This is a genomic window from Brachybacterium sp. J153 (assembly GCF_036311905.1).
Lineage (GTDB): Bacteria > Actinomycetota > Actinomycetes > Actinomycetales > Dermabacteraceae > Brachybacterium.
The window spans coordinates 38,833-62,862 of record NZ_JAZDCH010000025.1; the positions used below are offsets into that span (position 1 = coordinate 38,833).

Here is a 24,030-nt window from a genome sequence, read left to right on the forward strand (position 1 = left end):
CGGCGCGGGGCCCGACACTGCCGGGCTGACCCGGGAGGGTCAGCTCAGCCCGCGGTGACCTGTCCCCACTGCTCGCGCTCGGCGAGGAAGGCGCGGGCCGCGGCCTGGGCGCCCTCGAGCGTGTGGTGGGCGCCCCAGCCGCACTGGACCTCGTTCGCGGCGGGCACCTCGGTGGCCGCCAGGACGTCCTCGAGGGTCGCCGCGAGCAGCGGGGCGACGTCCTCGACGGTGTGGTCGCCGACCAGCAGCACGTAGAAGCCGGTGCGGCAGCCCATCGGGGACACGTCGAGGACGTCGCGGGTGTGGTTGCGCAGATGCTCGGCCATCAGGTGCTCGAGCGAGTGCACGGTCTCGGACTCGAGATGCTCGGCGTTCGGCTGGGTGAAGCGCATGTCGAACTTCGTCAGCACGTCGCCGCCGGGCAGCTCCTTGCGGTCGGCGATCCGCAGATAGGGGGCGGCGACGGTGCGGTGGTCGAGGTTGAAGCTCTCGACGTTCATGCGGGGCTGCTCGGTCACGGGGTTCTCCTGGGGTGGGGGTGGGGGCGGGTCAGCGGCTCGAGCGCGCGGTGCGGCCGCGCACCACGCCGACGAACTCCTGACGGATCGGGTCGTCGGCGCCGCGGGGCCAGACCAGCGCGATGCGGGTGGGCTCGGCGTCGACCAGCGGCCGGTGGGCGGCGTCCTTGCGATGGTGGAGCCGCGCGAGGGAGAGCGGCATGCGGGTGTAGCCGATGCCGGTCGCGACGACGGCCACGCGGTCCGCGGCGTCGTCCGGATGCTCGGCCCGGATCTCCGTCTCCTCCGCGAGATCGTCCTCCGTGACCTCCTCGAGGAGGCTGAGGACGTTCTCCGTCGCGACCACGACCGCGGGCCGCTCCTCCCACAGGGCGACGACGTGCAGATCATCGTCGGTGACGGGCAGGCGCACGAAGCACATGTCCACCTCGCCCGCGGCGAGGGCGTCCCGCTGGTGCGAGAGCGGCACCGGGATCAGGTCGAGTCGCGCGGGTCGACGTCCGGTCCTCCAGCGGCGCAGGAAGCGGTCGGGCTCGACGCCGGGCACGAAGCCCACGCGGAGATGCGGGTGGTCCATGGGGCCAGCGTACGGCCCCCTCCGGGTCAAGCGGCGCTGACGGAGGGCAGGATCCGGGCGAGCAGCTCGCGCAGAGACCCCGCCGAGATCTCCCGCACCTCGACCCGGTCCTCGGGCGAGGAGGGGGTGTCCATGGCGTGCACCGAGGTGGCGGTCGCCATCACGGAGAGCTGGGAGGAGCCCTCGCCGGAAGCGCTCGTGATGACGGTCAGCGCGCGGGTGTCCGCGAGGCGGCGCCCGATCGGCGAGTCGGCCTCGAGCTCGGCGGCGGTGCCGGTGACGGACTCGCCGTCCTCCTCCCCTGCCACCTGGGCCTGGTCGACATAGCGGGCGAGCCGCTCGGGGACGACGGACCGGGTGGGGAGGCTGAAGTGGTGGAAGCCGTCCGCGGTGACCAGCTCCTCGAGGATGCCGTCCTGCGGGAAGACGTAGAGCATGAGGCTCGTCGCCTGCTCCTCGACCTGGCGGGTGAGGTTGAGGATCGCGAGCGGCATACCGCGCAGGGTGAGGAGTCCGGCGAGGGTGGGATCGAGCTGGGCGGCGCGGGTGACGGTCTGCCCGGTCTCGAGGTCCTCGCCCTCGGGCTGCTGCCGGGACTCGTCGAGCACCACCAGGCCGCGGGCGATGAGGGAGCGGGCGGCGACCGCGGCGGCCTGCTCGCGATCGAAGCCGGAGGCCTCGAGGAAGGGGCTGCCGGCGAGCTCGGCGCCCTCCAGCCCCTCGAGGGCCAGGAGCTCCTCATCGCTGAGCACGGCGAGCACGGAGGGGTCCTCGGCCGCGGTGGCGAGCAGGGCGTAGGCACCGGCGGCGTCGCGCTCGGAGATCAGGGTGGGGCTGGTCATGTCACCGATCCTAGGGGGTGGGGGCGGGGCTGGTCAGGGCTGGTCATGGCTGGTCAGGGATGGCCGAAGAGGGTCGGGGTCAGAAGCCGAAGGCGTCGCCGAGACCGTCGATGGCCCCGCCGATCGCATCGCTCGCCGTCGAGGCCGCGTCGCCGATCGCCTCGCCCGCCGTCGAGACGGCCCCGCCGATGGCATCGCTCGCGGTCGTCGCCGCTCCGCTGATCACGTCGCCGGCGGTCGAGAAGGCACCGCCGACGGTCGAGGTGATCCCGTCCCAGTTGCGGTAGATCTCCCGCCCGAGGTCCATGCCGACGGAGACGATCCCGAGACCGGCACCGATCGCGCCGACGATCGGGGCGGCGGGTCCTGTGAAGGGCGCGGCGATCAGCAGGGCTCCGCCGACGGCGCTGAGGCTGCCGCTCACGCCGCCGTAGACGTCGCCGGAGGTGAAGCCCTTGTAGGCATTGATGCCGCCGGTGATCACGTCGACGGCCGGCAGCACCTTGCCGAGGCCCCGGCCGGCGGTCTTCAGCCAGGGGGCGACGTCGTCGAGCTTGTTCAGGACCGAGAGCGGCTTGAAATCACCGAGGGCGTTGGGGATGCCCAGCTTGGAGAGCAGCTTCTCACCGGCCGCCTGCCAGCCCTTGCCGCCCTGGAACAGCTCGTCGAGGTAGGCGGACTTCCAGAGCTTCGACAGCCCGGCCTCGCTGAGCTTCGCGAATTCGTCGGCAGCGCTGGGGATCGCGTCGATGAACTTCATCATCTTCTGGACGCCGCCGTAGATCCCCTGGCCCTTCAGCCAGACGTCCTTCAGCAGGCCCAGCGGATTCCAGCCGCCGCCCTCGCCGCTGCCGCCGCCGGAGCTGCCAGCCGCCCCGCCGACATCCGAGGCCGAGTCCTGCTCCTCGGCGTGCCGATCGAGCTCGTTGCGCTTCTCCAGGATCCGCTCGGAGCCCTGCGAGAAGGAGGGGGCGATGCGGGAGGCCCAGTCCTGGCGGAAGGCGTCCGCATCAGTGCCGCGCCAGATGCTGTCATCCATCACGAGCGGTTCGAGCGCGTCCCGCAGCTCGCCGAGCCGCCGCGCGCGCTCGAGCATCGACTGCGCGTGATCGCGCAGCTGCTCGGTGTCCGCTCCGTAGAAACCGCTCATCGTCCTGACGCCCCTGTTCGTCCCCGGCGCGCACCGGTCGGTGCGGCCCTCGTGATGCCGGGACCACCGTAGGCGGGGCGCCCGGAGGAGGGCCATGGGGAGGACTCCCCATGGCGGTCGACCGCGCCGCGCCGTCCCCTACGATCGTCGCGTGAACACCGTGGATCCTCGAGCCGCCGACAACGGATACGCCGCCGCGCTGTCCCACAACGAGCTGTACGCGGACCTGGGGCTGCGCCGCACGGGAGACGTGCTCGAGCCTTCCGAGCGGGCGCTGCTGGCCCTCCCCGCCGTCGCGAGCGACGCCCCCACGGTCCTTATCGTCACCGATTCCCGGGTGGTGCTCTCTCGGGTCGGCGGGTGGCGTGCCCGGGCGAAGGCGCTGCGCTCGATCCCCGCCGCGAAGGTGCGGGGGGTCGAGTACCAGAAGGGTGCCTTCACGCGGCTGCGGCTGCTGGTCGACGGCGAGCGCGACCTGAGGCTGCTCCCCCACCGCAAGGACGACGCCGAACGCTTCGCGGGAGAGCTCGACCACCTCCTCCGCACGGGGTCCCTGCCCGGCTGACGGGGCGGCTCCGGAGCGCCGCGGCGCTCAGGCGGCCGACGACCCGCGCGCGGCGCGAGCGGGGTCCTCTGCACGGGCGGCGCCCTCCGCGCTGGCGAGGACCCGCAGCAGCTCGGCGGTGTAGCGCCCGGGCCGGGTGAGGTTCACGAGATGGGTGCCGTAGGGCAGGACCACCAGGCGGCCGTGCGCCGCCGCGGCGGTGAGGGAGCGCTCGTGCAAGCGCAGCTGGTCGAAGCGACCGTGGAGGAAGGTCACGGGCGCCTGCGTGCGGTGAAGGTCCCGGAGCGGATCGAGAGGTCCGACGGCGCGGAGCGCGGAGCCGACCGTCTCGAGATCCGCCCGTCCCCCGCGCAGGTACGCCCGGGAACCGTCGGCGCCCAGTAGGAGCCGGAGCAGGCGGGGATCCGCGTCGGCCCCTGCGCCGGGCAGCCGATCGGTCGCCGCGATCAGCGCTGCGTAGAGGCGGGCGGTCAGGGGCGAGGGGCGGACGGCGGCGCCGCAGGCGGTCAGCGAGCCGAGACGGGCAGGGCGTCGGCCGGCGACCGCGATCGCCAGCAGCCCGCCGAGGGAGCTGCCCACCAGGTGCACGGGCCCCTGACCAGGGGCGGTGGCGAGCGCGTCCTCGATCCCCGCGAGCGCGGCCTCGAGGAGGAAGGGCTCCGCACGTCGCGTGCCGTGCCCGGGAAGATCCGGGGTGAGCACCTCGTGCCCGGCGGCGCGCAGCCCGGGCAGCTGCAGATCCCATTGGCTGCGGGAGGTGCGCGCCCCGTGGACCAGGACGACGGGCCAGGGGCTCATACCGGCAGCGGCGCGCCGGCCGCGCAGCGGCGCAGGATCTTGGTGAACCGCTTAGGTCGCGAGAGGTTGGCGATGTGCCCGGCGTCCTCGAGCACCACCAGCTCCCCGTCGCGCGCGGCCTCGAGGAACAGCGCCTCATGACGGCGGAACGGATCGTGCTCGCCGTTGACGAAGGTGATCGGCACGGAGATCGCGGCGACGTCCGCGAGCAGGTCGATCCCGCCGATCGCGCGCACCACCGCGGCGACCACGCCGTGGGCGCGACCGCCGCCGTAGTAGCGGCGGGCCGCCTTGCGGCTGTGCCGACGGGCGAAGGAGCGCTCCACGCGGGAGTCGGAGTCGCCGGGGAGCCAGTCCTTCATGGTCATCCACAGCCCGTAGAGGCGGGCGAGCGCGGGGCCGGGGACGATCGTGCAGTCGGCCGCGACGACGCCGGCGAGGCGATCCGCGGAGCGTCCCGCCCAGTGGAGGGTGAGATAGCCGCCCAGGGACAGGCCCACGAGCAGCGGCGGCTCGGCGCAGGCGTCGACGGCCGCGTCGATCGTCGCGAGCGCCGCGTCGACGGTGAACGGCTCGCCGCGGCGCGTGCCGTGCCCGGGAAGGTCCGGGGCGTGGACCTCGAAGCCCTTCTTCCGGAGCCGGCGCACCTGGCCCGCCCACATGCTGCGGGAGGAGCGCACGGCGTGGATCAGCACGATGCTGTGCGTCATCCCCATCCCCTCCCCCGATGAGCGCGCGGGCCGCCCGCGCTGCGCTGGGAGCGTACCGGAGTGAGCACGGCTACGACGCGGGGATGTGAGCGATCGGGCGGCGGGCTCAGTCGGCGGTGGCCGGCTGCCGGACCGGGGGCGGCGCGAGCAGCGTCGCGAGAGTCGCCAGGGTGTCGCGCAGGGCGATCGAGGGCTCCAGCAGCCACTGGATCTGCAGGCCGTCGGAGGCGGCGATGACGAGCGCGGCGATGTGCGCGGGATCGACGTCGTCGCGGACCGCCCCCGCCTCCTGCTCGGAGCGCAGGGCGGCGGTGAGCGATTCCCGCAGGTGCTCGAAGCGGGGGGCGAAGAAGTCTCGCGAGGGGCCGGCGTCGGCCTCGAGCGAGGCGGCGACGAGCGTCGAGTAGAGCTTCACCAGCCCGGGCATCTCGACGTTCAGCACAGCGGCCCGCACCATCTCGTCGACGGCCCGGCTGACCCCGCTGCTGTACTCCTCCCCGCGCTCCGCGGCGTCCCGCTGCGCCTCGGCGTGCTGGTAGACGGCGACCAGCAGCTGCTCGCGGGAGTCGAAGTAGTGCAGCAGGGCCGCATGGGAGACGCCGATCGAGGTGGCGATGCGCCGCAGCGAGGTGCCGTCCGAGCCGCGCTCGCGGAAGACCTCGATCGCCCGGTCGAGGATCTCCTGCCGCCGCGCAACGCCCTTGGAGTACGCCCCGGGGCGACCGATCGCGACGGGTTCCTCGGGGGTCGCCTCGAGAGGTGCGTCGGGGTGCGTCTCCGGGGCTCCGTCCGGGGGCGTCGAGGGGGGCTCTGGGGGCGTCGCGGGCGTCATGGGCCGAACTCTAGCCCGCCAAAGCCTCCACATGGAGGTTTTTGCGTGCTAGCGTTCTTCCACCACGTCGGTGAGACGTGGCTCTCGCCCGACGATGACGCGTGAAAGAGGACCTTCGTGACGACACCCCTCGCCTCCATCCAGCTCTACACCCTCGCCGCCGAGTTCTCGGCGGACATGGACGGCTCCCTCGCCAAGCTCTCCGAGATCGGCCTGAAGAACGTCGAGGCCTTCGACTTCGTGCGCCGCCCCCAGGAGATCCGCGAGGCCCTGGACAAGGCCGGCCTGGCCTCCCCCACCGGCCATGCCCCGCTGCTCTCCGACGAGCTGTGGACCCCGGACGGCTCCATCCCCACCCCGGCCCAGGAGGTCGTCTTCGAGGCGGCCGCCGAGATCGGCATCAAGACGGTCTTCGAGCCCATGGTCGCCGCCGATCGCTGGCTGACCGAGGACGGCGTGAAGGACATCGCCGAGCGCCTCAACGCGGCCGCCGAGAAGGCCAAGGGCTTCGGCCTCGCCGTCGGCTACCACAACCACTCCCAGGAGTTCGTGGCGTCCTTCGACGGCGTCACCGCCTACGAGTACTTCATCTCGCTGGTCGATCCGTCGGTCCAGATCGAGCTGGACCTGTTCTGGGCCCTCGCCGGCCAGCAGGACGTCGTCGCCCTCATCGAGCGCCTCGGCGACCGCGTGACCGCGATCCACGTGAAGGACGGCAAGGCCCCGGCCTCGAACCCCTTCGCCCCGGACGCCCCCAAGTTCTCCTCCGCCGACCTCGACCAGCGTCACGCCGGCGAGGGCGATGTGCCCACCGAGGCCGCCCTGAAGGCCGCGAAGAACGTGCAGTACGCCGTCATCGAGTACGACAACGCCCCCGGCGACGTCTTCGAGGACATCCGCGACAGCTACACCTTCCTCGTCGAGGGGGGCTTCGTCGCATGAGCGCCCCCGTCGGCGTCGGTTTCATCGGCGTGGGCGTCATCTCCGACACCTACCTCGAGAACCTGAACTCCTTCCCGGACGTCGAGGTGCTGATCCTCGGCGACCTCGATCTCGACCGCGCTCGATCCCAGGCGGAGAAGCACGGCGTGCCCGCGCACGGCTCGGCCCAGGACGTCCTGGACCACCCGGGCGTGCAGGTGGTCGTCAACCTGACCATCCCGGCGGTCCACGCCGAGATCTCCTCCGCGGCGATCGCGGCCGGCAAGCACGTGTGGACCGAGAAGCCGCTGGGCCTGGACCGCGAGTCCACCGCCGCGCTGCTGAAGGCCGCCGACGAGGCGGGCCTGCGCGTGGGCTGCGCCCCCGACACGGTGCTCGGCCCCGGTGTGCAGACCGCCAAGCGGGAGATCGCCAAGGGCACCATCGGCCGTCCCCTCTTCGCGCAGACCTCGATGCAGTACCAGGGCCCCGAGGTCTTCCACCCGAACCCCGGCTTCCTCTTCGCGAAGGGCGCCGGCCCGCTGCTCGACATCGGTCCGTACTACTTCACCACCCTGGTGAGCCTGTTCGGCACCGTCGACAAGGTCGCCGCCGTAGGCCTCAAGGCTCGCGAGGAGCGCGAGATCCAGGTGGGCCCGAACGCCGGGCAGACCTTCCCCGTCGAGGTCCCCTCGACCATCTCGGTGCTGACCCAGTTCGAGGCCGGGCAGACCGGCACCTCCCTGGTCAGCTTCGACTCGCCGCTCGCCCGCCAGGGCATCGTCGAGATCCACGGCACCGAGGGCTCCCTCGTGGTCCCCGACCCGAACATGTTCGAGGGCCGGATCGCCTACGTGAAGCCGTTCGAGTCCTTCGGCGAGCGCCCGCCGGAGCAGAACTGGATCGAGGTGCCCCAGGAGGGCGTCGTCGTCGGCCGCGGCATGGGCCTGCTGGACATGGTCCGGGCCATCGCCGAGGACCGTCCGCACGTCGCGAGCGGCGAGCTGGGCTACCACGTGCTCGACGTGATGCTCTCCGCCGAGGAGTCCGCCGCCTCGGGCGAGTTCGTCACCGTGAACAGCTCGGTCGGCGAGATCCCGCTGGTCCCGGTCGACTTCGACCCCCTCGCCGCGACGATCTGAGGATCTGAGGATCTGAGGATCTGAGCCGCCGCCTGCGACGACACCCCCTGCACCGCACGGTGCAGGGGGTGTCGTGCTGTGGGATGCCGTGCGGTTCGCGCGTGGGTCAGCCGCGCTGTGCGAGCCCGTACTCGCGCGAGTGGCCGGTGTCGAGGTCGGTGATCCGCAGGCCGACGATGCCCGAAGGGTGCACCGTGTAGACCTCCTCCACCTCGGGGCCGTCCTCGCGGCGCCGCACGGGCCGGCCCAGGAGGGTCTCGCCGTCGAGGTGCTGCAGGGCGGGGTCGAAGGGGAAGAGCACATCGGCGTAGGGCACCAGGTCGCCGCGCGGCTCCCCCGCCGCGTCGACGGCGCCGTGCTCGACCACCCGGAACCAGCCGAGGTCGTGCGCGGCCCGGTAGCGGCGGGTCACCGTCCGCACCCCGCTCTCGGGCAGCGGCGCGTCGCGGGTCAGGATCGGATCGAAGGCGACGCCGCCTCCCGCCTCCCGTTCCCGGAAGACACCGAGGCCGCGGGAGAGCCTGTCGGTGAGGGTCACGCCCGCGTCCGGGTCGGCCGCGATCGCGAGTCCGATCGCGGTGGACGCCGCGGGATACGGGGAGCGGTGCACTCGGCGTCCGAAGCGCTCGCGCAGCATCCGCGGCACGAGCGGCAGGGCGGTCGCGCCGCCGACGAGGTGGATCCCCGCGAGGGCGGAGTCGCGGTCCAGGGCGCCGACGAGAGGGGCGATCTCCTCGATGGTCCGGTCGACCAGCGGGGCGGCGGCCGCGTACAGCTCCTCGACGGGGATCAGGGCCGGCTGGTCGGAGACCGTCTCGGGACGCTCGACGAGGATCCGGCGGGTCTGCGGGGCGATCCGCTCCTTCGCGCCGCGCGCCTCCTCGAGCAGCGCGGCCCGCGGAGCGGGGTCGAGATCCTCGAGGGAGGTCCCGGTGCCGCGGAGGGCGAGCTCGGCGAGGAGCACGTCGACGTCGTCCCCGCCGATCCGGGCGATGCCGACGCTGTCGAGCACCTCGTGGCGCGTGCCGTCGGTCTCCAGCAGGGACGCGTCGAAGGTGCCGCCGCCGAGGTCGTAGACGGCGATGCGGGTGCGGCGCGCGGTGAGGGAGCGCGCCTGGCGGTGGGAGAACTCGAAGCCCGCCGCGGAGGGCTCGTTGAGCAGGCACAGCACCTCGAAGCCGGCCCGCCGGAAGGCCTCGAGGGTCATCACGCGCTGGGCGGAGTGGGCGTGGGCGGGGACCGAGACCGCGGCCGGCACGGTGCCGTCGCCCCGCCCGACGACCTCCGCGGGCAGCGCCGCGCGCACCGCGGCGAGGAAGCCGGTGAGCAGGTCCAGCAGCGGCAGCTCCCGCGAGCCGATCCGCACCATCATGCCCGGATGTGCCTCTGGGTCGGCGAGCAGGCGCTTGAAGGACCGCAGGTGCGGGGCGCCGTCCTGCGCGGCCCGCACCGCGGCGTGACCGTGGACCAGCCGGTCCCCGTCGAGGGCGATGACGGAGGGCACGTGGTCCTGGGGATCCCCGTCGGGGTCCGGGACGGTCAGGACGGGATAGTTGCCGCGGTCGCCGCCCGCGACGATGGTTCGCGTGGTGCCCAGATCGATGCCGATGCGCATGTCCTGACGCTAACCCGGAGCGGCAGTCCGGACCACCGCGTGTCCAGGGGTGGAGGCGGCTCCGGGGCGGGACGCAGAAGGCCGCGGCACCCCTGGAGGATGCCGCGGCCTCGGCCTGCGGTGGAGCTAGGGGGATTCGAACCCCCGACCTTCTCATTGCGAACGAGACGCGCTACCAACTGCGCCATAGCCCCATGTCGTCGAGCGACCAGAGCAGGTTAGCACTGCGGGGAGGATGCTCGCACACCAGGTCAGCCGCCGTTGACGAGGATCACATGGGCGTCGGGGTGGACCCGGCGGCGCGCGCCTCGCGGGCCGCCTGCAGCTCGTCCATCAGGCGGTCGAGCACCTCGATCCGCTCCGGGCCGGTGCAGGCGGCGTAGGCCGGCTGGTGGTGCGCCGGACGGCGCGGATCGCCGAGCGCCGGCCAGGTGCGCAGCGAGCCGCCGGCCCGCTCGAGGAGGTGGAAGCCCGCCGCCACGTCCCAGGCGTTGATCGAGCCGAGTCCCGTCCCATCCGCCCAGCCAGCGGCGACGTAGGCGAGCTCGATCGCGGCGGATCCGAGATGGCGCACGGCGGAGACCCCCAGGTGCAGATCGCTCGCGGCGCGGGCGGCGACCTCCGGCTCCTCGGAGATGATCCGCTGGCTGGGGTAGCCGGTGACCAGCAGGGCATCCGCGGCCGGCTTCGTGGCGCGGGGGGCGATCTCGCGCCCGTTGAGGAACGCGGGCCCGTCGGCGGCCGTGAAGACCTGGTGCAGGATCGGCACGTCGATGACGCCCGCCACGAGGCGCTCGTCCTCGCCGGTGCCGATCGCCACCCCGATGGAGACGCAGAACAGCGGCAGGCCGGCCGCGAAGTTGCTGGTGCCGTCGATCGGGTCGACGTAGAAGGAGACCTGGTCCGGGCCCGCTTCCTCGGCGGGACGCTCCCCGCCCTCCTCCCCCACGATCCGGCAGTCGGGCAGGGCGGCCCGCAGGGAGGCGACGATGATCTCCTCGCTGCGACGGTCGTGGACGGTGACGATGTCGTGGCTCGAGGTCTTGTACTCGCGGTCGAGCGCGTCGCGGTCCAGCGAGCGGAGGTACTCGGCCGCCTCGTGGGCGGCGGCGACCGCGATGCGGAGCAGCTCGTCGGCGGAGGGCGTGGGGGCGGAGGCGGGCTGGATGCTCATCGCGTCCAGCCTACGGCGGGGCGCTCAGGCCGCGGGTGCGACGCCCAGCAGGTGGCGCAGGTACGGGGTGAGCAGCAGACCTTCGGGATCCACGGCCGCCCGCACGGCCCGGAAGTCCTCGAAGCGCGGGTACAGCGCCGCCAGCTCCCATGCGCCGAGCCAGTGCCGCTTGCCCCAGTGGGGCCGGGCCGCGAAAGGGGCGAGGGTGCGCTGGACCAGCAGCAGGTAGGGGCCGGGGTCCTCGCGGTGGTAGCGGTGCGCGGCGAGGTACACGGTGTCGCGTCCCGAGGCGGTGGAGAGCCAGACGTCATCGGCGGCGGCCCGGCGGATCTCGAGCGGGAAGGTGACGCGCACCCGCTCCTCCTCGAGCCGGCGCCGCAGCGCCGTGAAGGCTTCCTCGAAGCGCTCGGCAGGGATCGCCCACTCCGACTCGTGGAAGCGCACGCGGCGCGGGGCGGCGAAGACGGCCGCGGAGTCGTCGGTCACGGCCGAGCCCGCGAACACGCGGGAAGCGACCTCTGCGACCGGCCGGCTCGCGGCGGGCACGGCGGAGGCGGCGCGGCACAGCACCTCCCAGGCGCCGTTGCCGAGCACTTCCCGCTGCAGCAGCTCCGCCGCGCGCCCCGGGCGGAGGACGGGAGTCTCCGCCGGGACGCGCACGGCGGTGCGCACGGTCGCCCGCGAGGTGCGCGGGAACCAGAAGAACTCGTGGTGGTCCTCCTCCCGGGAGCGGGCCGCGAACGCCCGGACGGTGCCGTCGAGGTCCTCGGTGCTCTCGGTGAGCGCGAGCCGGAATCGCGGCACGCATGCGAGCGTCACCTCGAGCACGACCCCGATGACCCCCAGGCCCAGCCGCGCCGCCTCGAAGAGGTCAGGATCCTCGGCGGGCGAGGTCTCCACGATGCTGCCGTCGGGCAGGGCGAGGCGCAGGCCGCGCACCATGCCGGCGAATCCGGTGAAGGCCGCTCCCGTGCCATGGGTGCCGGTCTGGATCGCGCCGGCGATCGACTGCCGGTCGATGTCCCCCATCACCTCGAGCGCCAGACCGTGCGGCGCGAGCAGGTCCGCGATCTCCCACAGCCGAGTGCCGCCGCGGAGGGTGACGAGACCACTGGCCCGATCCGCGCGGACCAGTCCCTGGTAGTGGTCCAGGCTCATCGCCGCGCCGTCGGTCGCGGCGAGGGGACTGAAGGAGTGACCGCCTCCCACCACCCGCAGCGGCCGGCCGGCTGCCCGGGCGGCCGCGATCCCGGCGAGCACCTCCGCCTCGCTGCGCGGGGTGAGGATCTGCTGCGGGGACCAGCGGTGGCCTCCGCTCCAGGTGCGGGTGGGGACGGCGGGTCGACGGGTCATGCGGGGCTCCTTCGCACCGGGATGACGGCGGTCGTGAGGTCAGAGGAACAGGGCGCCCTCGCCCCGGTAGGTCGGGACCGCGCCGACGAGGGCGGGCTCGGGATCGCCGGCGACGAGGAGATAGGTCAGGGCGTGCTCTGCCGGTTCGCCGGCCTTGGCGTGCCGCAGCCAGACGGTGTCCCCCACCCGGAGTCGATCGGCCGCGGGGCCGAGGACGGGGGTCTGCACCTCCCCCGCCGCCTCCTGCGGGGCGTAACGGAGACCGGGCGGATGCGCGATCGTGGGCAGTCGGTCCGGGCCCGGCGGGCCGCTCGCCACCCAGCCTCCGCCGAGCACGGTGGCGACCCCGGGCGCGGGCCGACGCACCACCGAGACGCCGAGATGCAGCGCCGGTCGCGGGGAGAAGTCCCGGAAGCCGTCGAAGAGACCCGGGCCGATGAGACCGGACCCCGCGGCGACCTCGGTGACCGCGCTCTCCGCGGCCGTGGACTCGAGGGAGCCGGTGCCGCCGCCGTTGACGAACTCGAGCTCCGCCACCTCGCGCACGGCCGCGACGGCCGCCGCGCGGCGGCGGGCGACATCCGGACGGGAGAGCCGCTTCATGGCCCGCACCGCGGCGCCGTACGGTGTGGCGGCCGCGTCGGCGACCCCGGCGATCTGCCCCTCGTAGGCCATCATCCCCACCAGCTGCAGGGCCGGCCGGTCCTGGATCTCGCGCGCCAGCGCGGCGGCCTGGGCCGGAGTGCGGACCGGGGAGCGGTGCGCGCCGACGCGGACTCCGGGCAGCGGCGCGTAGGAGACGTCGACCTCGAGCGCGACCCGCAGCGGCGGACGGTCGCGGCCGAGGCGGAGATCCGCGGTCGCCGCGAGGATCAGGTCCGCCTGAGCGGACTCGTCGACCATGAGCGTGATGGCGCGCAGCGCGTCGGGCCGCGCGGACAGGCGGCGCAGCGCTCCCGCCTCGGCGGTGGGATAGGCGACGACCACGTCGCGGGCTCCGTGGTCCACCAGCCAGAGCGCCTCCGGCAGGGTGTAGGCGAGCACGCCTCGGGTCGCGGGGTGGGCGAGCGCCCGCTCGAGCAGGGCGCGGACGCGCAGGGACTTCGAGGCGATGCGGATCGGGCGCCCGCTCGCCCGGCGGGCGAGGTCCTCGAGGTTCGCGTCGAAGGCGTCGAGGTCGAGCACCGCGATCGGGCGCTCCCGGTATCCCTCGGCGTCGAGGAGCGCCGCGATCGCCGCGATCCCCGGGCGGGTGGTCATCTCAGGCGCGGCGGCGGGCGAGGACCTCGTCGAGGCCCAGGTCGAGGGCCGGCGGTGCGGCGGCCTCATCGGCCGCCTCGATCGCCTCGACGCCGTCCCGCTCGAGCGGCACCGCGGTGGCGCGCAGGGACTCGCGGTGGGCGGCGTGGCGCGTCGCGAGGTCGTCGACCTCCCCGCGCAGGACATAGGTGGGCAGCGGCACGGGGCGCGGGATCCACTCGCCCGGCGCGGCGACCTGCTCCGCGGCCCGGGCGGAGGTGGTCTCGAGGGGAGCGCGACGCACCGGCGCCTCGGACTCCTCGCCGGACACCCTGGCGACGGTCGCGGCAGGCTCGACAGATCCAGTGCCCGGCACCGACTCGCGAGCACGCGGAGCCTCCGCAGGGCCCGCACCCCGGGCCGCGGCGCGGCGAGCGGTCTCCTGCTCCGCGCGCTCCTGGCGCGCCAGGGTCGCCGCCCGGGTGGCCCGGGCGCGGCGCTGGACCTCGGCACGGCGCAGACCCGCCAGGTAGATCAGCAGGGCGCCCCCGGAGATCAGCGGCACCCACCAGCTCACGGGGCCGATCACCGCGGCCACGACGAGCGCCGCGGTGCCGAGCGCGAGAGCCGCGAGCAGCACGCGCATGAGGCGGCGGGAGCGCTGCCGCTCCTCGGAGAGGTCGATGCGGACCCCGGGGTCCGCGTCGAACCGGGGCCGACGGGTGGGATCAGCGGGGCGCAGGAGCAGGCGGTCCTGGGGCATGGGGGCGGTCACCTCACGGCTGGGCGAGCGGCGGGCGTGGACGGCCTCGGACAGATCCCGGGCCTCCGAGGACATCTCGGCGATCTCCTGGGCGCGGGCGCGCCCCATCACCTCGCGCCGGCCGGCGGTGCGAGGGAGGGCGTACGCCACCCACAGCAGCAGCAGCAGAGCGAACAGCACGGCTCCGAGGTTGATGGTCTCCACGAGCCCAGGGTAATGACACCGATGTGATTTCCCTGGTCACGTCGCGGGCGTGTCGGCCCCGAACTCCGTCCGCAATCTCGCGAGCACCCCGCGGCCCTCCGCGTCGGTCACGACCTCCTCCGCGGTGAGGGCGAAGACGAGATGGTCCCGCCAGGCGCCGTCCACGAAGATCGCCCCGCGGCGCAGTCCCTCGGGCCGCAGGTGCAGCTTCTCGACCACCCGGAGGCTGGGGGCGTTCTCCGGGCGGACCGTGACCTCCACCCGGTGCATCCCCATCTCGGCGAAGAGGTGGTCGATGACGAGCGCGGCGGCCCGGGGGACGAGACCCGCCCCGGCCTGATCGCGGTCGATCCAGTACCCCAGCACCGCGGTGCGCAGCGCGCCGTACTGCAGCGGACCCGCGGTGATCTGCCCGACCAGACGGCCGTGGACCTCGAGGGCGAAGGGGAGGTACGCGCCGCGCCGCGCCTGCTGCTCGTTCCAGCGGCGCAGCACCGGGAAGGGCAGGGTGCTGCGCGGACGATCGGGGTCGGCGGCGTCCCAGGGGCGCAGCCAGTCGCGGTTGCGCTCGCGGAGACGCTCGAAGGCGCCCCGGTCCCGGCGACGCAGCGGCCGCAGCACCAGTTCCCCGTCCCGCAGCGTCAGCGGCCACACGTGCACCATCGCGCCATCGTACGGCCGGGCGGACCCCCTGCCCCGACGACGCGCATGTGCGACCCTGCAGGCATGGACGAGGCGACCGGTCACGAGCTCCCGGAGACTGAGCACGACGACGGAGACGTCAGGGGGACCGTCGGCGGGGACGACGCCGTGCACCGCGGTGGCGCCGCGCGCGACGCGCTCCCCGCACAGAAGCAGGAGCTGCGGATCCGACTGCGAGCCGAGCGACGCGCCCGCTACAGCGGGACGGAGGGCGCTGTGCGGCGGGCCGCGGAGGCCGCGGCGCTGCGCACGGCGGGCGACCCCCTGATCGAACGCAGCCGTGAGCGGCCGACGGGCGAGCCCCTGCGGGTCGCCGCCTTCCACCCCACCCCCACCGAGGCCGATGTTCTGCCGCTGGTCCGCGCGCTCGCCGAGCACGGCGCCGAGCTGCTCTTCCCCGCTGCGGCCGGCGAGGAGCTGGACTGGATCCGCTGGGACGGGCGGTCGGACTTTGTCCCCTCCCCCGGCCGCGGCTTCGGCCGCGAGCCCGACGGTGAACGGCTCGGCCCCGAGGCCGTGGAGAGCGTCGACCTGGTCCTCGCCCCGGCCCTCGCCGTGGACCGCTCGGGCACCCGGATCGGTCACGGCGGCGGGTACTACGACCGAGCGCTGAGCCGCCTGCCCGCCACCACCGAGGTGCTCGTCGTCGTGCATCCCCACGAGGTGCTCCCCGCCGGGGCGCTGCCCCGCGGGCCCCGGGACGTGCCGGTGGCCACAGCTCTCACGGCCGTGGGGAGCGTCTGCCTCACCACACCGTGAGGACCACGCCTCCGTGCGCGCCGTAGACTGCCTCCGGTCGCTCCGCTCGCGACCCCAGAGAGAACGCCCCGGAGGAACCTCGCGTGCCCACCTACGTCTACGCCTGCAAGAACTGCGGTCACCGCTTCGAGCAGTACCAGAGCTTCAGCGAGGACTCGCTCGTGACCTGCCCCGAGTGCACGCAGGACGCGCTGCGCAAGGTGTTCGACTCCGTGGGCATCGTCTTCAAGGGCCCGGGCTTCTACTCCACCGACTCCTCCACGAGCGGGAAGAGCACCGTCGGCAGCTCCTCCGAGTCGAGCAGCACGGACACCTCCTCCGCGACGAGCTCCTCGAGCACCTCCAGCGATTCGAGCACGTCGTCGTCGGCCTCGAGCTCCTCGAGCTCGAGCCAGGCCGCCGCGTCCTGACCGGACCGTTCCTCCCCAGCGCCCGCTGATCCACAGCGGACGGATCCACCCTGCCCCGAGCCCGAGCGCGCCCTAGCGTCGGGGCATGCTCTCGCGACTCCTCGCCCGCCTCCCCCACTGGCACCGCGCCCTCCGCCGCCGCCGTCGACTCCTGACGGTGCTGTGCCTCGCCCTCGCCGCTGCGCTGCTGCTGCCCGCCTTGCTGCCGGTCTCCCACCGGGGCGTCGAGGTGCTGGTGCTGCGCCGGGACGTGCCGGCGGGCGAGCCGCTGCAGCGGGAAGACCTCCGCACCGAACGTCTCGCCGCCGACCTGGTCCCGGTCGGAGCCCTCACCGCCGCGGACGATCCGGCCGGCCGCGAGATCCTGCTCCCCCTCGACGCGGGCACCCCGCTGCTGGAGGGGATGCTCGAGGACCGGACCGACTCTACGACCGTCCCCGAGGGCTCGGCGCTGCTCTCCGTCCCGGCCCCCGCAGTCCTGATCCCGCATCTGCGGGCCGGTACGCGGCTCGAGCTGCACACCTCCACCGCCCTGGACCCCGAGCCGCGAGGCGTGCCGGCGACCGTCCTAGAGGCACCGGGCGGAATGACCGGGGCGCAGTCCGTGACGGGAACCACCTCGAGCGGAGAAGTGCAGGTGCTCGTGGTGATCGACCGACGGGACACGGCCGGTGTGACCAGTGCCCTCGCCGAGGGATACATAAGCGTCTCGGTGATCGGTTAAAGTTCCCGCGGGTCGCGGAAGCGACCCTCCCCGACCCCCGAATCATTAAGGACGTCCGCCATGAAGGGCTTCAAGGACTTCGTCATGCAGGGCAATGTCATCGACCTCGCGGTCGGTGTCGTGATCGGTGGAGCGTTCACCGCGCTGGTCACCGCCTTCGTCGACAACCTCATCAACCCCGTCGTCGCCGCGGCCGGCGGCGCCGACTCCGTCGGCGGCTTCGGCTTCCAGATCTTCGAGAACAACGAGGCGACCTTCGTCAACTTCGGCGCCGTCATCTCCGCGATCATCACCTTCCTGATCACCGCGGCCGTCGTCTACTTCGTCTTCGTCATGCCGATGACCAAGGCCCGCGAGGCGGCCAACCGCCGCAAGGGCGTCGACGAGGAGGTCGAGGCGGCCCCCGAGGACGTCGTCCTGCTCTCCGAGATCCGCGACCTGCTCAAGGCGCAGAACCCGCAGGTCTGATCCGACCCGGATCAGCACGCACCCCGACGGGGCGGCACCGCATGGTGCCGCCCCGTCGTCGTCTCTCCCGGTGCGTCCCGAGGGCCCGCCATGAGGTACGGTCCCGAGGTGCCCCGCTCCCCCGCCGCTCCCGTCGTCGATCCGGATGCGCCCGGTGCGCTCCCCGCCGGCTCCGTGGAGGCGGTCATCGCCTGGTTCGAGGAGCGGGCCCGGGACCTGCCCTGGCGGTCCGCGGACGCCTCGCCCTGGGCGATCCTGGTCTCCGAGATCATGCTGCAGCAGACGCCCGTGGTGCGGGTCCTCCCGCGCTGGCTCGACTGGATGGAGCGGTGGCCGCACCCGGCCGATCTCGCCGATGCACCGACCGCCGAGGTGCTGCGCGCCTGGGACCGCCTCGGCTATCCGCGCCGCGCGCTGCGGCTCCAGGAGTGCGCCCGGGCGATCGTCCGCGAGCACGGCGGGATCGTGCCCCGCGGCGAGCAGGCGCTGCGTGCCCTTCCCGGGATCGGCGAGTACACCGCCGCCGCCGTCACCGCGTTCGCCCATCACGACCGGGCGGTGGTCGTCGACACGAACATCCGCCGGGTGCTGGCACGGGCCGCGACCGGACGTCCCCTGCCCGATCCCAGCTACTCCGCGGCCGAGCGTCGTCTCGCGACCGCTGTGCTCCCCGAGTCCCGGGAGCTGTCGGTCGCCTGGAACCAGGCCGTGATGGAGCTCGGCGCCCTCGTCTGCTCCGCCCGGTCCCCGCGCTGCGACCAGTGCCCCCTGGCCGACGGGCGCTGTGCCTGGGTCGCCCGCGGACGACCCGCGGCACCGGAGGACGAGAAGCGGCCCCGCCAGGCGTTCGCGGGCACCGACCGCGAGATGCGCGGGAAGATCATGGCCGCGCTGCGCAATGCGAGCAGAGTGGAGATCGCCGACCTCGCCCACCTCGATCCCGCGGATCCCGAACGGGTCGCGCGCTGCCGGGAGTCGCTCGTCGCCGACGGCCTCGCGGTGCAGGAAGGATCCACGCTGCGCCTGCCGTGAGGAGTCCCCGGACCGGGACTCAGGCCGAGGTCGGCTCGAGCTGCCGGATCATGCGGGTGTTACCGAGGGTGTTGGGCTTGACCCGGGCCAGGTCGAGGAACTCGGCGATGCCCTCGTCGAGGGAGCGCAGCAGCTGGCTGTAGACCTCGGGGTCGACCGCCTCGTCCATCACCTCGAAGCCGTGACGCGCGAAGAACTCGACCTCGAAGGTGAGGCAGAAGACCCGCTGCAGGCCCAGCTCGCGGGCGCGCTCGAGGAGATGATCGAGCAGCCGGTGGCCGAGTCCGGTGCCGCGCTGGTCCTCGTGGACGGCCAGGGTGCGGACCTCCGCGAGGTCCTCCCACATGACGTGCAGCGCCCCGCAGCCGAGGACCCGTCCGGTCCCCTCCTCGACGGCGACGAGGAATTCCTGGACGGCCTCGTAGTACGAGACCAGGTCCTTGCCCAGCAGGATCCCCGCAGTCGCCATCGGCTCGACGAGCGCGTCGATGCCGCGGACGTCGGCGGGGAGGGCGGAACGGATCACGATGCTCATGCGGTGGGCTCCTCGGGGGAACGGACGGTCTCGACGGTCGGCCGCGCCGTCGCGCCGGACTCGGCGGCGATCGGCTCTGCGGTAACGGGCCCTGCGGCGACCGGCTCTGCGGCGACCGGTTCGGCCGCAACCGGCTCGGCGGAGACAGCCTCGGCCGGGGCCGCCGTCTCCTGCACGGTCGGCTCCGCCTCGGGAGAGGACTGCTCGTCCGCCTCCCCCGCAGCGTCCTCACCGTCGGTGCCGGCGGCGGATCGTCGGGCGGCGCGGCGGTCCAGGGCCCGATGCAGGGCGTTGATCAGGCGCTCGACCACGAGGGCCATGACCACTGCGGCGACCAGCGCGACGGTGATGGCCAGCAGGTGGTTGTCCTCGAACCACGCCCCGGCCACGGCGCCGATCGCACAGGAGTAGACCGCCCACACGAAGGTGGACAGCAGCGAGCGCGGCCAGAAGTGGCGGTGCGGGTAGTGCACGGCCCCCGCCACGAGGTTCACGGCGGTGCGACCGAAGGGGATGTAGCGGGCGGTCATCAGGAAGACCAGGGCGCGCTTGTCGAGACCGCGCTCGGCGGCCTCGACGGCTGCCCGCCCCTTGCCCTCCCGGAGGAAGCGGAAGCGCTCGAACCCGATCCGGCGCCCCAGGAAGTAGCCGAGGTTGTCACCGGTCCAGGCTCCGGCCCACGCCGCGATCCCGATGAGGAGGATCGACGGCCGGCCCGAGCTCGACCACAGCGAGGAGAGCGTGACGATGGTCGACTCGCTGGGCACCGTGGGGAAGAACCCGTCGAAGGCGGCGAAGAGGTAGACGACTCCGTGGACCCACCACGCGTCGGCCACCTGCAGGATCCAGTCCTCGACCTGACCGGTCAGGGACAGCACCCACTCGACGAGTCCGCCCATGCGACTCCTCCGTCCGCGAGATCGGGCTCCCCCGCGTCGGCGGAGCAGCAGCGGCTGAACGGAGGAGCGGGGGGCACCAACCTCGGTGAGAGGGGGGAGGAACCCCCTGTGGAGAGGGGAACAGGAGACCCTTCCCCCCCCCTGTGGGGGGGGGGGCCCCCTCCTCCTCCGGGGTCAGGAGGCGCTGGCCTCCGCCGCATCGGACTCCTCGGAGCCCGAGGCGTCCGGCAGCGAGACCTCGTCGGCGCGGGCCTGCGTCATCTGCTCGAGATCGACGGTCTCGGAGATCGCCGCGAGGCGACCCTCGCCGTCCCGTCGCGAGAAGGTGAGCTCGCCCAGCAGACCCTCGCCCTCGGCGTCCACGACGATCGTGTCGCCCACGTGGACCTGCCCGAAGAGGATCTTCTCGGAGAGCGTGTCCTCGATGTCGCGCTGGATCGTGCGCCGCAGCGGGCGGGCACCGAGGACGGGGTCGTACCCCTTCTCCGCGAGGAGCTTCTTGGCGCCGTCGGTCAGCTCGATCGCCATGTCCTTCTCCGCGAGGCGCGTCTCGAGCTTCCCGATCATCAGGTCGACGATCTGGACGATCTCGGGCTGCGACAGCTGCGGGAAGACCACCACGTCGTCGACGCGGTTGAGGAACTCGGGCTTGAAGTGCTGCTTGAGCTCCTCGTGGACCTTCGACTTCATCCGCTCGTAGTCGGTGGAGAGGTCGCCGCCGGCGGTGAAGCCCATCGACACGCCCTTGGCGATGTCCCGGGTGCCGAGGTTGGTGGTCATGATGATCACGGTGTTCTTGAAGTCGACCATGCGACCCTGAGAGTCGGTGAGGCGGCCGTCCTCCAGGATCTGCAGCAGCGAGTTGAAGATGTCCACATGGGCCTTCTCCACCTCGTCGAAGAGCACCACGGAGAACGGCTTGCGGCGCACCTTCTCGGTGAGCTGGCCGCCCTCGTCGTACCCGACGTAGCCGGGGGGCGAGCCGAACAGGCGCGAGGCGGTGTGCTTCTCACCGAACTCGGACATGTCCAGCTGGATGAGGGACTCCTCGTCACCGAAGAGGAACTCGGCGAGCGCCTTGGCGAGCTCTGTCTTGCCGACGCCCGTGGGCCCCGCGAAGATGAACGAGCCGCCGGGGCGCTTGGGATCCTTGAGCCCGGCACGGGTGCGGCGGATCGCCTGCGAGAGAGCCTTGATGGCCTCGTCCTGGCCGATGACCCGCTTGTGCAGCTCGTCCTCCATGTGGAGCAGTCGCGAGGACTCCTCCTCGGTGAGCTTCACGATCGGGATGCCGGTCGCGGCGGCGAGCACCTCGGCGATGGTCTCCTCGGAGACGGTCGTGACCGCATCGGACTCGCCGTGCCGCCAGGCCTTCTCCTTCTCGTCCCGCTCGGTCTTGAGCTTCTGCTCCTCGTCGCGGAGGCTCGCGGCGAGCTCGAAGTCCTGCCCGTCGATCGCCTCCTCCTTCTTCTTCCGCGTCTCCTCGATGCGAGTGTCGAAGGCCTTGAGCTCCGGCGGGGCGGTGAGGCGACGGATCCGCAGGCGGGCGCCGGCCTCGTCGATCAGGTCGATCGCCTTGTCCGGCAGGAAGCGGTCGTTGACGTAGCGGTCGGCGAGGTTCGCGGCGGCGACGAGGGCGCTGTCGGTGATCGTCACCTTGTGGTGCGCCTCGTAGCGGTCGCGCAGGCCCTTGAGGATCTCGACGGTGTGGGACACCGAGGGCTCGCCCACCTGGATCGGCTGGAAGCGGCGCTCGAGGGCGGCATCCTTCTCGATGTGCTTGCGGTACTCCTCGAGGGTGGTCGCCCCGATGGTCTGCAGCTCGCCACGGGCGAGCATCGGCTTGAGGATGCTGGCGGCGTCGATCGCGCCCTCGGCGGCACCGGCTCCGACGAGGGTGTGGATCTCGTCGATGAACAGGATGATGTCGCCGCGGGTGCGGATCTCCTTGAGCACCTTCTTCAGGCGCTCCTCGAAGTCGCCGCGGTACCGGGAACCGGCGACCAAGGAGCCGAGGTCGAGGGTGTAGAGCTGCTTGTCCTTGAGGGTCTCGGGGACGTCGCCGGCCACGATCGACTGGGCCAGGCCCTCGACCACAGCGCTCTTGCCCACGCCGGGCTCGCCGATCAGCACCGGGTTGTTCTTGGTGCGGCGGCTGAGCACCTGCATGACGCGCTCCGCCTCGGCCTCGCGGCCGATGACCGGGTCGAGCTTGCCCTCGCGGGCGGCCTGGGTGAGGTTGCGACCGAACTGGTCGAGCACGAGGGAGCCCGCGGGCTGGCCCTCGGCGGGGCCGCCGGCGGTGGCCGGCTCCTTGCCCTGGTAGCCCGAGAGGCGCTCGATGACCTCCTGGCGCACGGCCGACGGCTCGGCCTTGAGGCGCGAGAGCACCTTGACGGCGGTGCCCTCGCCCTCGCGCAGCAGGCCGAGCAGGATGTGCTCGGTGCCGATGTAGTTGTGGCCCAGCTGCAGCGCCTCGCGCAGGCTCAGCTCGAGCACCTTCTTGGCGCGCGGGGTGAACGGGATGTGGCCCGAGGGGGTCTGGTTGCCCTCGCCGATGATGTCCCGGACCTGCTCGCGCACGGCGTCGAGCGTGACCCCGAGGGCCTCGAGCGCCTTCGCGCCCACACCCTCGTTCTCGTGGATCAGGCCCAGCAGGATGTGCTCGGTGCCGATGTAGTTGTGGTTCAGCAGCCGTGCCTCGTCCTGAGCCAGGACGACGACGCGGCGGGCGCGATCGGTGAAGCGTTCGAACATGGTCCTCCCCCGTCCGGTGGTGGTGATGGATCGAGAGTACGCGCGATCCCCGGGGATTCCCCGTCTGTTCGCCGCGGGCGTGACGGCCGGTGACACGCGCGCGCATCGGCCGTTCTCCCTCCCCGGGAGGGGCCCCGGCCGTACGATGCCGGAGACCGCTCCCGCGGTCATCGCAGCACCCCTTCCCCTCCCCCACCGCTAGGAGCACACCATGGGCGCCATCGTCGGCGGCATCATCCTGTTCGTCCTCGGAGCCATCGCGCGCTTCGCCCTCGAGTTCGACCTCCCCGGTCTCGACTCCGGCACGCTCGGCACCATCCTCATGGTCGCCGGCGCGATCCTCTTCGTCGTGGGCCTCCTGCTCGCGCTGAAGTCGCGCCGCACCGTGGTGAGCACGCAGTCCTCACCGAACGGTTCGGTCTCCGAGCGTCGGGATCCCCCCGTCGTCTGAGCCGGAACGCTCGGCCCGAGCACACCCTCGAGACCAGCCATGACGGCCCGTGTCCCCCGGACACGGGCCGTCTGCTCGACTAGGCTCGTCGGACAGTGCCCGGCAGCGCAGCGTGCGCCTCGAGCACACCCAGCAGCACTCCAGGGAGGACGGCGCGGATGGCCACGACGCATGCGGTGACCGATCGGGCGATCGACGCCATCAAGCAGATGATCCTCGTGGGCGAGCTCGGCCCCGGTCATCGGCTCCCGCCCGAGAAGGAGCTCGCGGAGCGAGTGGGGGTCAGCCGGAACTCGCTGCGCGAGGCCGTCAAGGCGCTCTCCGTGATCCGGGTGCTGGACGTCCGGCAGGGCGACGGCACCTATGTCACCTCGCTCGCCCCCGAGCTGCTGGTCGAGTCCCTCGCCTTCATGCTGGACCTCCACCAGGGCTCGGCCGAGGGGCAGATCCTCGAGGTGCGCCGACTGCTGGAGCCGGTCGCGGTGGAGCAGGCCTGCGCGCGCCTGGGAGACGAGGACTTCGCCGTCCTCGAACAGCTGATGGTCGACATCTCCGAGCACTCCTCGGTCGAGGAGCTGGTCGCGGCCGATCTCGCGTTCCACCAGCGGATCACCTCCCGCTGCCCCAACGCCTACCTCTCGTCGATGCTCGAGGGCCTCGCCTCGGCGACCGCCCGCGCGCGGACCTGGCGAGGCCTGACCGAGGACTCGGCGGTCGAGAGCACCCTCGCCGAGCACCGACGCATCCTCGATGCACTGCGGGCTGGCCGGGCGGATCTGGCCCGGGTCCACACGGCGGCGCACATCGCCGCCGTGGAGTCCTGGATCCAGCGGGGCGCCGACGCCGGCTGACCGCGGGGCACGCGGGCATCACAGGCGGGCGCGCCGCCC

General features: G+C 73.0%; 26 protein-coding genes and 1 tRNA gene. 10 read left to right on the forward strand and 17 right to left on the reverse strand.

Features of this window, described 5'->3' with window-relative positions:
- Positions 1 to 44: 44 nt before the first annotated feature.
- From V1258_RS11660 to V1258_RS11675, 4 genes are all read right to left on the reverse strand, one after another.
- A complete protein-coding gene (locus tag V1258_RS11660) occupies positions 45 to 518 on the reverse strand; it encodes an S-ribosylhomocysteine lyase (protein WP_329749841.1) in 474 nt (157 codons plus the stop codon).
- Positions 519 to 549: 31 nt separating this feature from the next.
- Entirely contained in the window at positions 550 to 1,095 is a 546-nt protein-coding gene (locus tag V1258_RS11665) for a LysR substrate-binding domain-containing protein (protein WP_329749842.1), read from the reverse strand.
- A gap of 26 nt (positions 1,096 to 1,121) precedes the next feature.
- Positions 1,122 to 1,937 (reverse strand): hypothetical protein, encoded by an 816-nt coding sequence (locus V1258_RS11670; RefSeq protein ID WP_329749843.1) that lies wholly within the window; start codon positions 1,935 to 1,937, stop codon positions 1,122 to 1,124.
- Positions 1,938 to 2,016: 79 nt separating this feature from the next.
- Positions 2,017 to 3,087, reverse strand: coding sequence for a hypothetical protein (locus tag V1258_RS11675; protein WP_329749844.1), 1,071 nt, complete (start codon positions 3,085 to 3,087; stop codon positions 2,017 to 2,019).
- A 151-nt stretch (positions 3,088 to 3,238) separates the two neighbouring features.
- On the opposite strand from V1258_RS11675, the gene V1258_RS11680 reads away from it, so the two are divergent.
- Entirely contained in the window at positions 3,239 to 3,652 is a 414-nt protein-coding gene (locus V1258_RS11680; RefSeq protein ID WP_329749845.1) for a hypothetical protein, read from the forward strand.
- Positions 3,653 to 3,679: 27 nt separating this feature from the next.
- On the opposite strand, the gene V1258_RS11685 is transcribed toward V1258_RS11680, so the two are convergent.
- From V1258_RS11685 to V1258_RS11695, 3 genes are all read right to left on the reverse strand, one after another.
- The gene (locus V1258_RS11685) at positions 3,680 to 4,450 is read right to left on the reverse strand and encodes an alpha/beta fold hydrolase (RefSeq protein WP_329749846.1); all 771 of its coding nucleotides are present in this window, start codon (positions 4,448 to 4,450) and stop codon (positions 3,680 to 3,682) included.
- The gene (locus V1258_RS11690) at positions 4,447 to 5,160 is read right to left on the reverse strand and encodes an alpha/beta fold hydrolase (RefSeq protein WP_329749847.1); all 714 of its coding nucleotides are present in this window, start codon (positions 5,158 to 5,160) and stop codon (positions 4,447 to 4,449) included. Before V1258_RS11690 ends, V1258_RS11685 begins: the two co-directional genes overlap by 4 nt.
- A 106-nt stretch (positions 5,161 to 5,266) precedes the next feature.
- A complete protein-coding gene (locus V1258_RS11695; protein WP_329749848.1) occupies positions 5,267 to 5,992 on the reverse strand; it encodes a TetR/AcrR family transcriptional regulator in 726 nt (241 codons plus the stop codon).
- A gap of 117 nt (positions 5,993 to 6,109) precedes the next feature.
- On the opposite strand from V1258_RS11695, the gene V1258_RS11700 reads away from it, so the two are divergent.
- Together V1258_RS11700 and V1258_RS11705 are read left to right on the forward strand one after the other, a co-directional pair.
- Positions 6,110 to 6,934 (forward strand): sugar phosphate isomerase/epimerase family protein, encoded by an 825-nt coding sequence (locus V1258_RS11700; RefSeq protein ID WP_329749849.1) that lies wholly within the window; start codon positions 6,110 to 6,112, stop codon positions 6,932 to 6,934.
- Positions 6,931 to 8,055, forward strand: coding sequence for a Gfo/Idh/MocA family protein (locus tag V1258_RS11705; RefSeq protein WP_329749850.1), 1,125 nt, complete (start codon positions 6,931 to 6,933; stop codon positions 8,053 to 8,055). Before V1258_RS11700 ends, V1258_RS11705 begins: the two co-directional genes overlap by 4 nt.
- A gap of 106 nt (positions 8,056 to 8,161) precedes the next feature.
- On the opposite strand, the gene V1258_RS11710 is transcribed toward V1258_RS11705, so the two are convergent.
- The 7 genes from V1258_RS11710 to V1258_RS11740 all read right to left on the reverse strand — a co-directional run bounded on the left by V1258_RS11710 (position 8,162) and on the right by V1258_RS11740 (position 15,066).
- Positions 8,162 to 9,670 carry an Hsp70 family protein gene (locus tag V1258_RS11710; RefSeq protein ID WP_329749851.1) on the reverse strand — a complete coding sequence of 503 codons (1,509 nt, stop codon included), beginning with the start codon at positions 9,668 to 9,670 and terminating at the stop codon, positions 8,162 to 8,164.
- A 121-nt stretch (positions 9,671 to 9,791) separates the two neighbouring features.
- Positions 9,792 to 9,864 (reverse strand) — tRNA-Ala (locus tag V1258_RS11715).
- A 77-nt stretch (positions 9,865 to 9,941) separates the two neighbouring features.
- The gene (locus V1258_RS11720) at positions 9,942 to 10,844 is read right to left on the reverse strand and encodes an inositol monophosphatase family protein (protein ID WP_329749852.1); all 903 of its coding nucleotides are present in this window, start codon (positions 10,842 to 10,844) and stop codon (positions 9,942 to 9,944) included.
- A gap of 24 nt (positions 10,845 to 10,868) precedes the next feature.
- Positions 10,869 to 12,197, reverse strand: a complete 1,329-nt coding sequence (locus V1258_RS11725; protein WP_329749853.1) for a D-arabinono-1,4-lactone oxidase — start codon at positions 12,195 to 12,197, stop codon at positions 10,869 to 10,871.
- 39 nt (positions 12,198 to 12,236) lie between these two features.
- Entirely contained in the window at positions 12,237 to 13,457 is a 1,221-nt protein-coding gene (locus V1258_RS11730) for an alanine racemase (RefSeq protein ID WP_329749854.1), read from the reverse strand.
- Between the two features lies 1 nt (position 13,458).
- Entirely contained in the window at positions 13,459 to 14,403 is a 945-nt protein-coding gene (locus V1258_RS11735) for a hypothetical protein (protein WP_329749855.1), read from the reverse strand.
- Positions 14,404 to 14,439: 36 nt separating this feature from the next.
- Positions 14,440 to 15,066 carry a GNAT family N-acetyltransferase gene (locus tag V1258_RS11740; RefSeq protein WP_329749856.1) on the reverse strand — a complete coding sequence of 209 codons (627 nt, stop codon included), beginning with the start codon at positions 15,064 to 15,066 and terminating at the stop codon, positions 14,440 to 14,442.
- A gap of 63 nt (positions 15,067 to 15,129) precedes the next feature.
- On the opposite strand from V1258_RS11740, the gene V1258_RS11745 reads away from it, so the two are divergent.
- From V1258_RS11745 to V1258_RS11765, 5 genes are all read left to right on the forward strand, one after another.
- Positions 15,130 to 15,864, forward strand: a complete 735-nt coding sequence (locus V1258_RS11745; RefSeq protein WP_329749857.1) for a 5-formyltetrahydrofolate cyclo-ligase — start codon at positions 15,130 to 15,132, stop codon at positions 15,862 to 15,864.
- A gap of 83 nt (positions 15,865 to 15,947) precedes the next feature.
- Positions 15,948 to 16,274 carry an FmdB family zinc ribbon protein gene (locus V1258_RS11750; RefSeq protein WP_329749858.1) on the forward strand — a complete coding sequence of 109 codons (327 nt, stop codon included), beginning with the start codon at positions 15,948 to 15,950 and terminating at the stop codon, positions 16,272 to 16,274.
- 85 nt (positions 16,275 to 16,359) lie between these two features.
- Entirely contained in the window at positions 16,360 to 16,998 is a 639-nt protein-coding gene (locus tag V1258_RS11755; RefSeq protein ID WP_329749859.1) for an SAF domain-containing protein, read from the forward strand.
- A 60-nt stretch (positions 16,999 to 17,058) separates the two neighbouring features.
- A complete protein-coding gene (mscL, locus tag V1258_RS11760; protein ID WP_329749860.1) occupies positions 17,059 to 17,466 on the forward strand; it encodes a large conductance mechanosensitive channel protein MscL in 408 nt (135 codons plus the stop codon).
- A 90-nt stretch (positions 17,467 to 17,556) separates the two neighbouring features.
- Complete coding sequence (locus V1258_RS11765) at positions 17,557 to 18,498, forward strand: A/G-specific adenine glycosylase (protein WP_442878617.1); 942 nt, start codon at positions 17,557 to 17,559, stop codon at positions 18,496 to 18,498.
- Between the two features lie 19 nt (positions 18,499 to 18,517).
- Here the strand turns inward: V1258_RS11765 and V1258_RS11770 are convergent, their stop codons facing one another.
- From V1258_RS11770 to V1258_RS11780, 3 genes are all read right to left on the reverse strand, one after another.
- Positions 18,518 to 19,033, reverse strand: coding sequence for an amino-acid N-acetyltransferase (locus tag V1258_RS11770; protein WP_329749862.1), 516 nt, complete (start codon positions 19,031 to 19,033; stop codon positions 18,518 to 18,520).
- Entirely contained in the window at positions 19,030 to 19,932 is a 903-nt protein-coding gene (locus V1258_RS11775) for a DedA family protein (protein WP_329749863.1), read from the reverse strand. The genes V1258_RS11770 and V1258_RS11775 overlap by 4 nt, the downstream gene beginning before the upstream one ends.
- 174 nt (positions 19,933 to 20,106) lie before the next feature.
- On the reverse strand, positions 20,107 to 22,689 hold the full coding sequence (locus V1258_RS11780) for an ATP-dependent Clp protease ATP-binding subunit (protein WP_329749864.1): 2,583 nt from the start codon (positions 22,687 to 22,689) through the stop codon (positions 20,107 to 20,109).
- Between the two features lie 211 nt (positions 22,690 to 22,900).
- Between V1258_RS11780 and V1258_RS11785 the strand changes: the two genes are divergently transcribed.
- Together V1258_RS11785 and V1258_RS11790 are read left to right on the forward strand one after the other, a co-directional pair.
- The gene (locus V1258_RS11785) at positions 22,901 to 23,140 is read left to right on the forward strand and encodes a DUF6458 family protein (RefSeq protein WP_329745014.1); all 240 of its coding nucleotides are present in this window, start codon (positions 22,901 to 22,903) and stop codon (positions 23,138 to 23,140) included.
- 158 nt (positions 23,141 to 23,298) lie between these two features.
- Positions 23,299 to 23,991, forward strand: coding sequence for a FadR/GntR family transcriptional regulator (locus tag V1258_RS11790; RefSeq protein WP_329749865.1), 693 nt, complete (start codon positions 23,299 to 23,301; stop codon positions 23,989 to 23,991).
- The last annotated feature ends 39 nt before the right edge of the window (positions 23,992 to 24,030 follow it).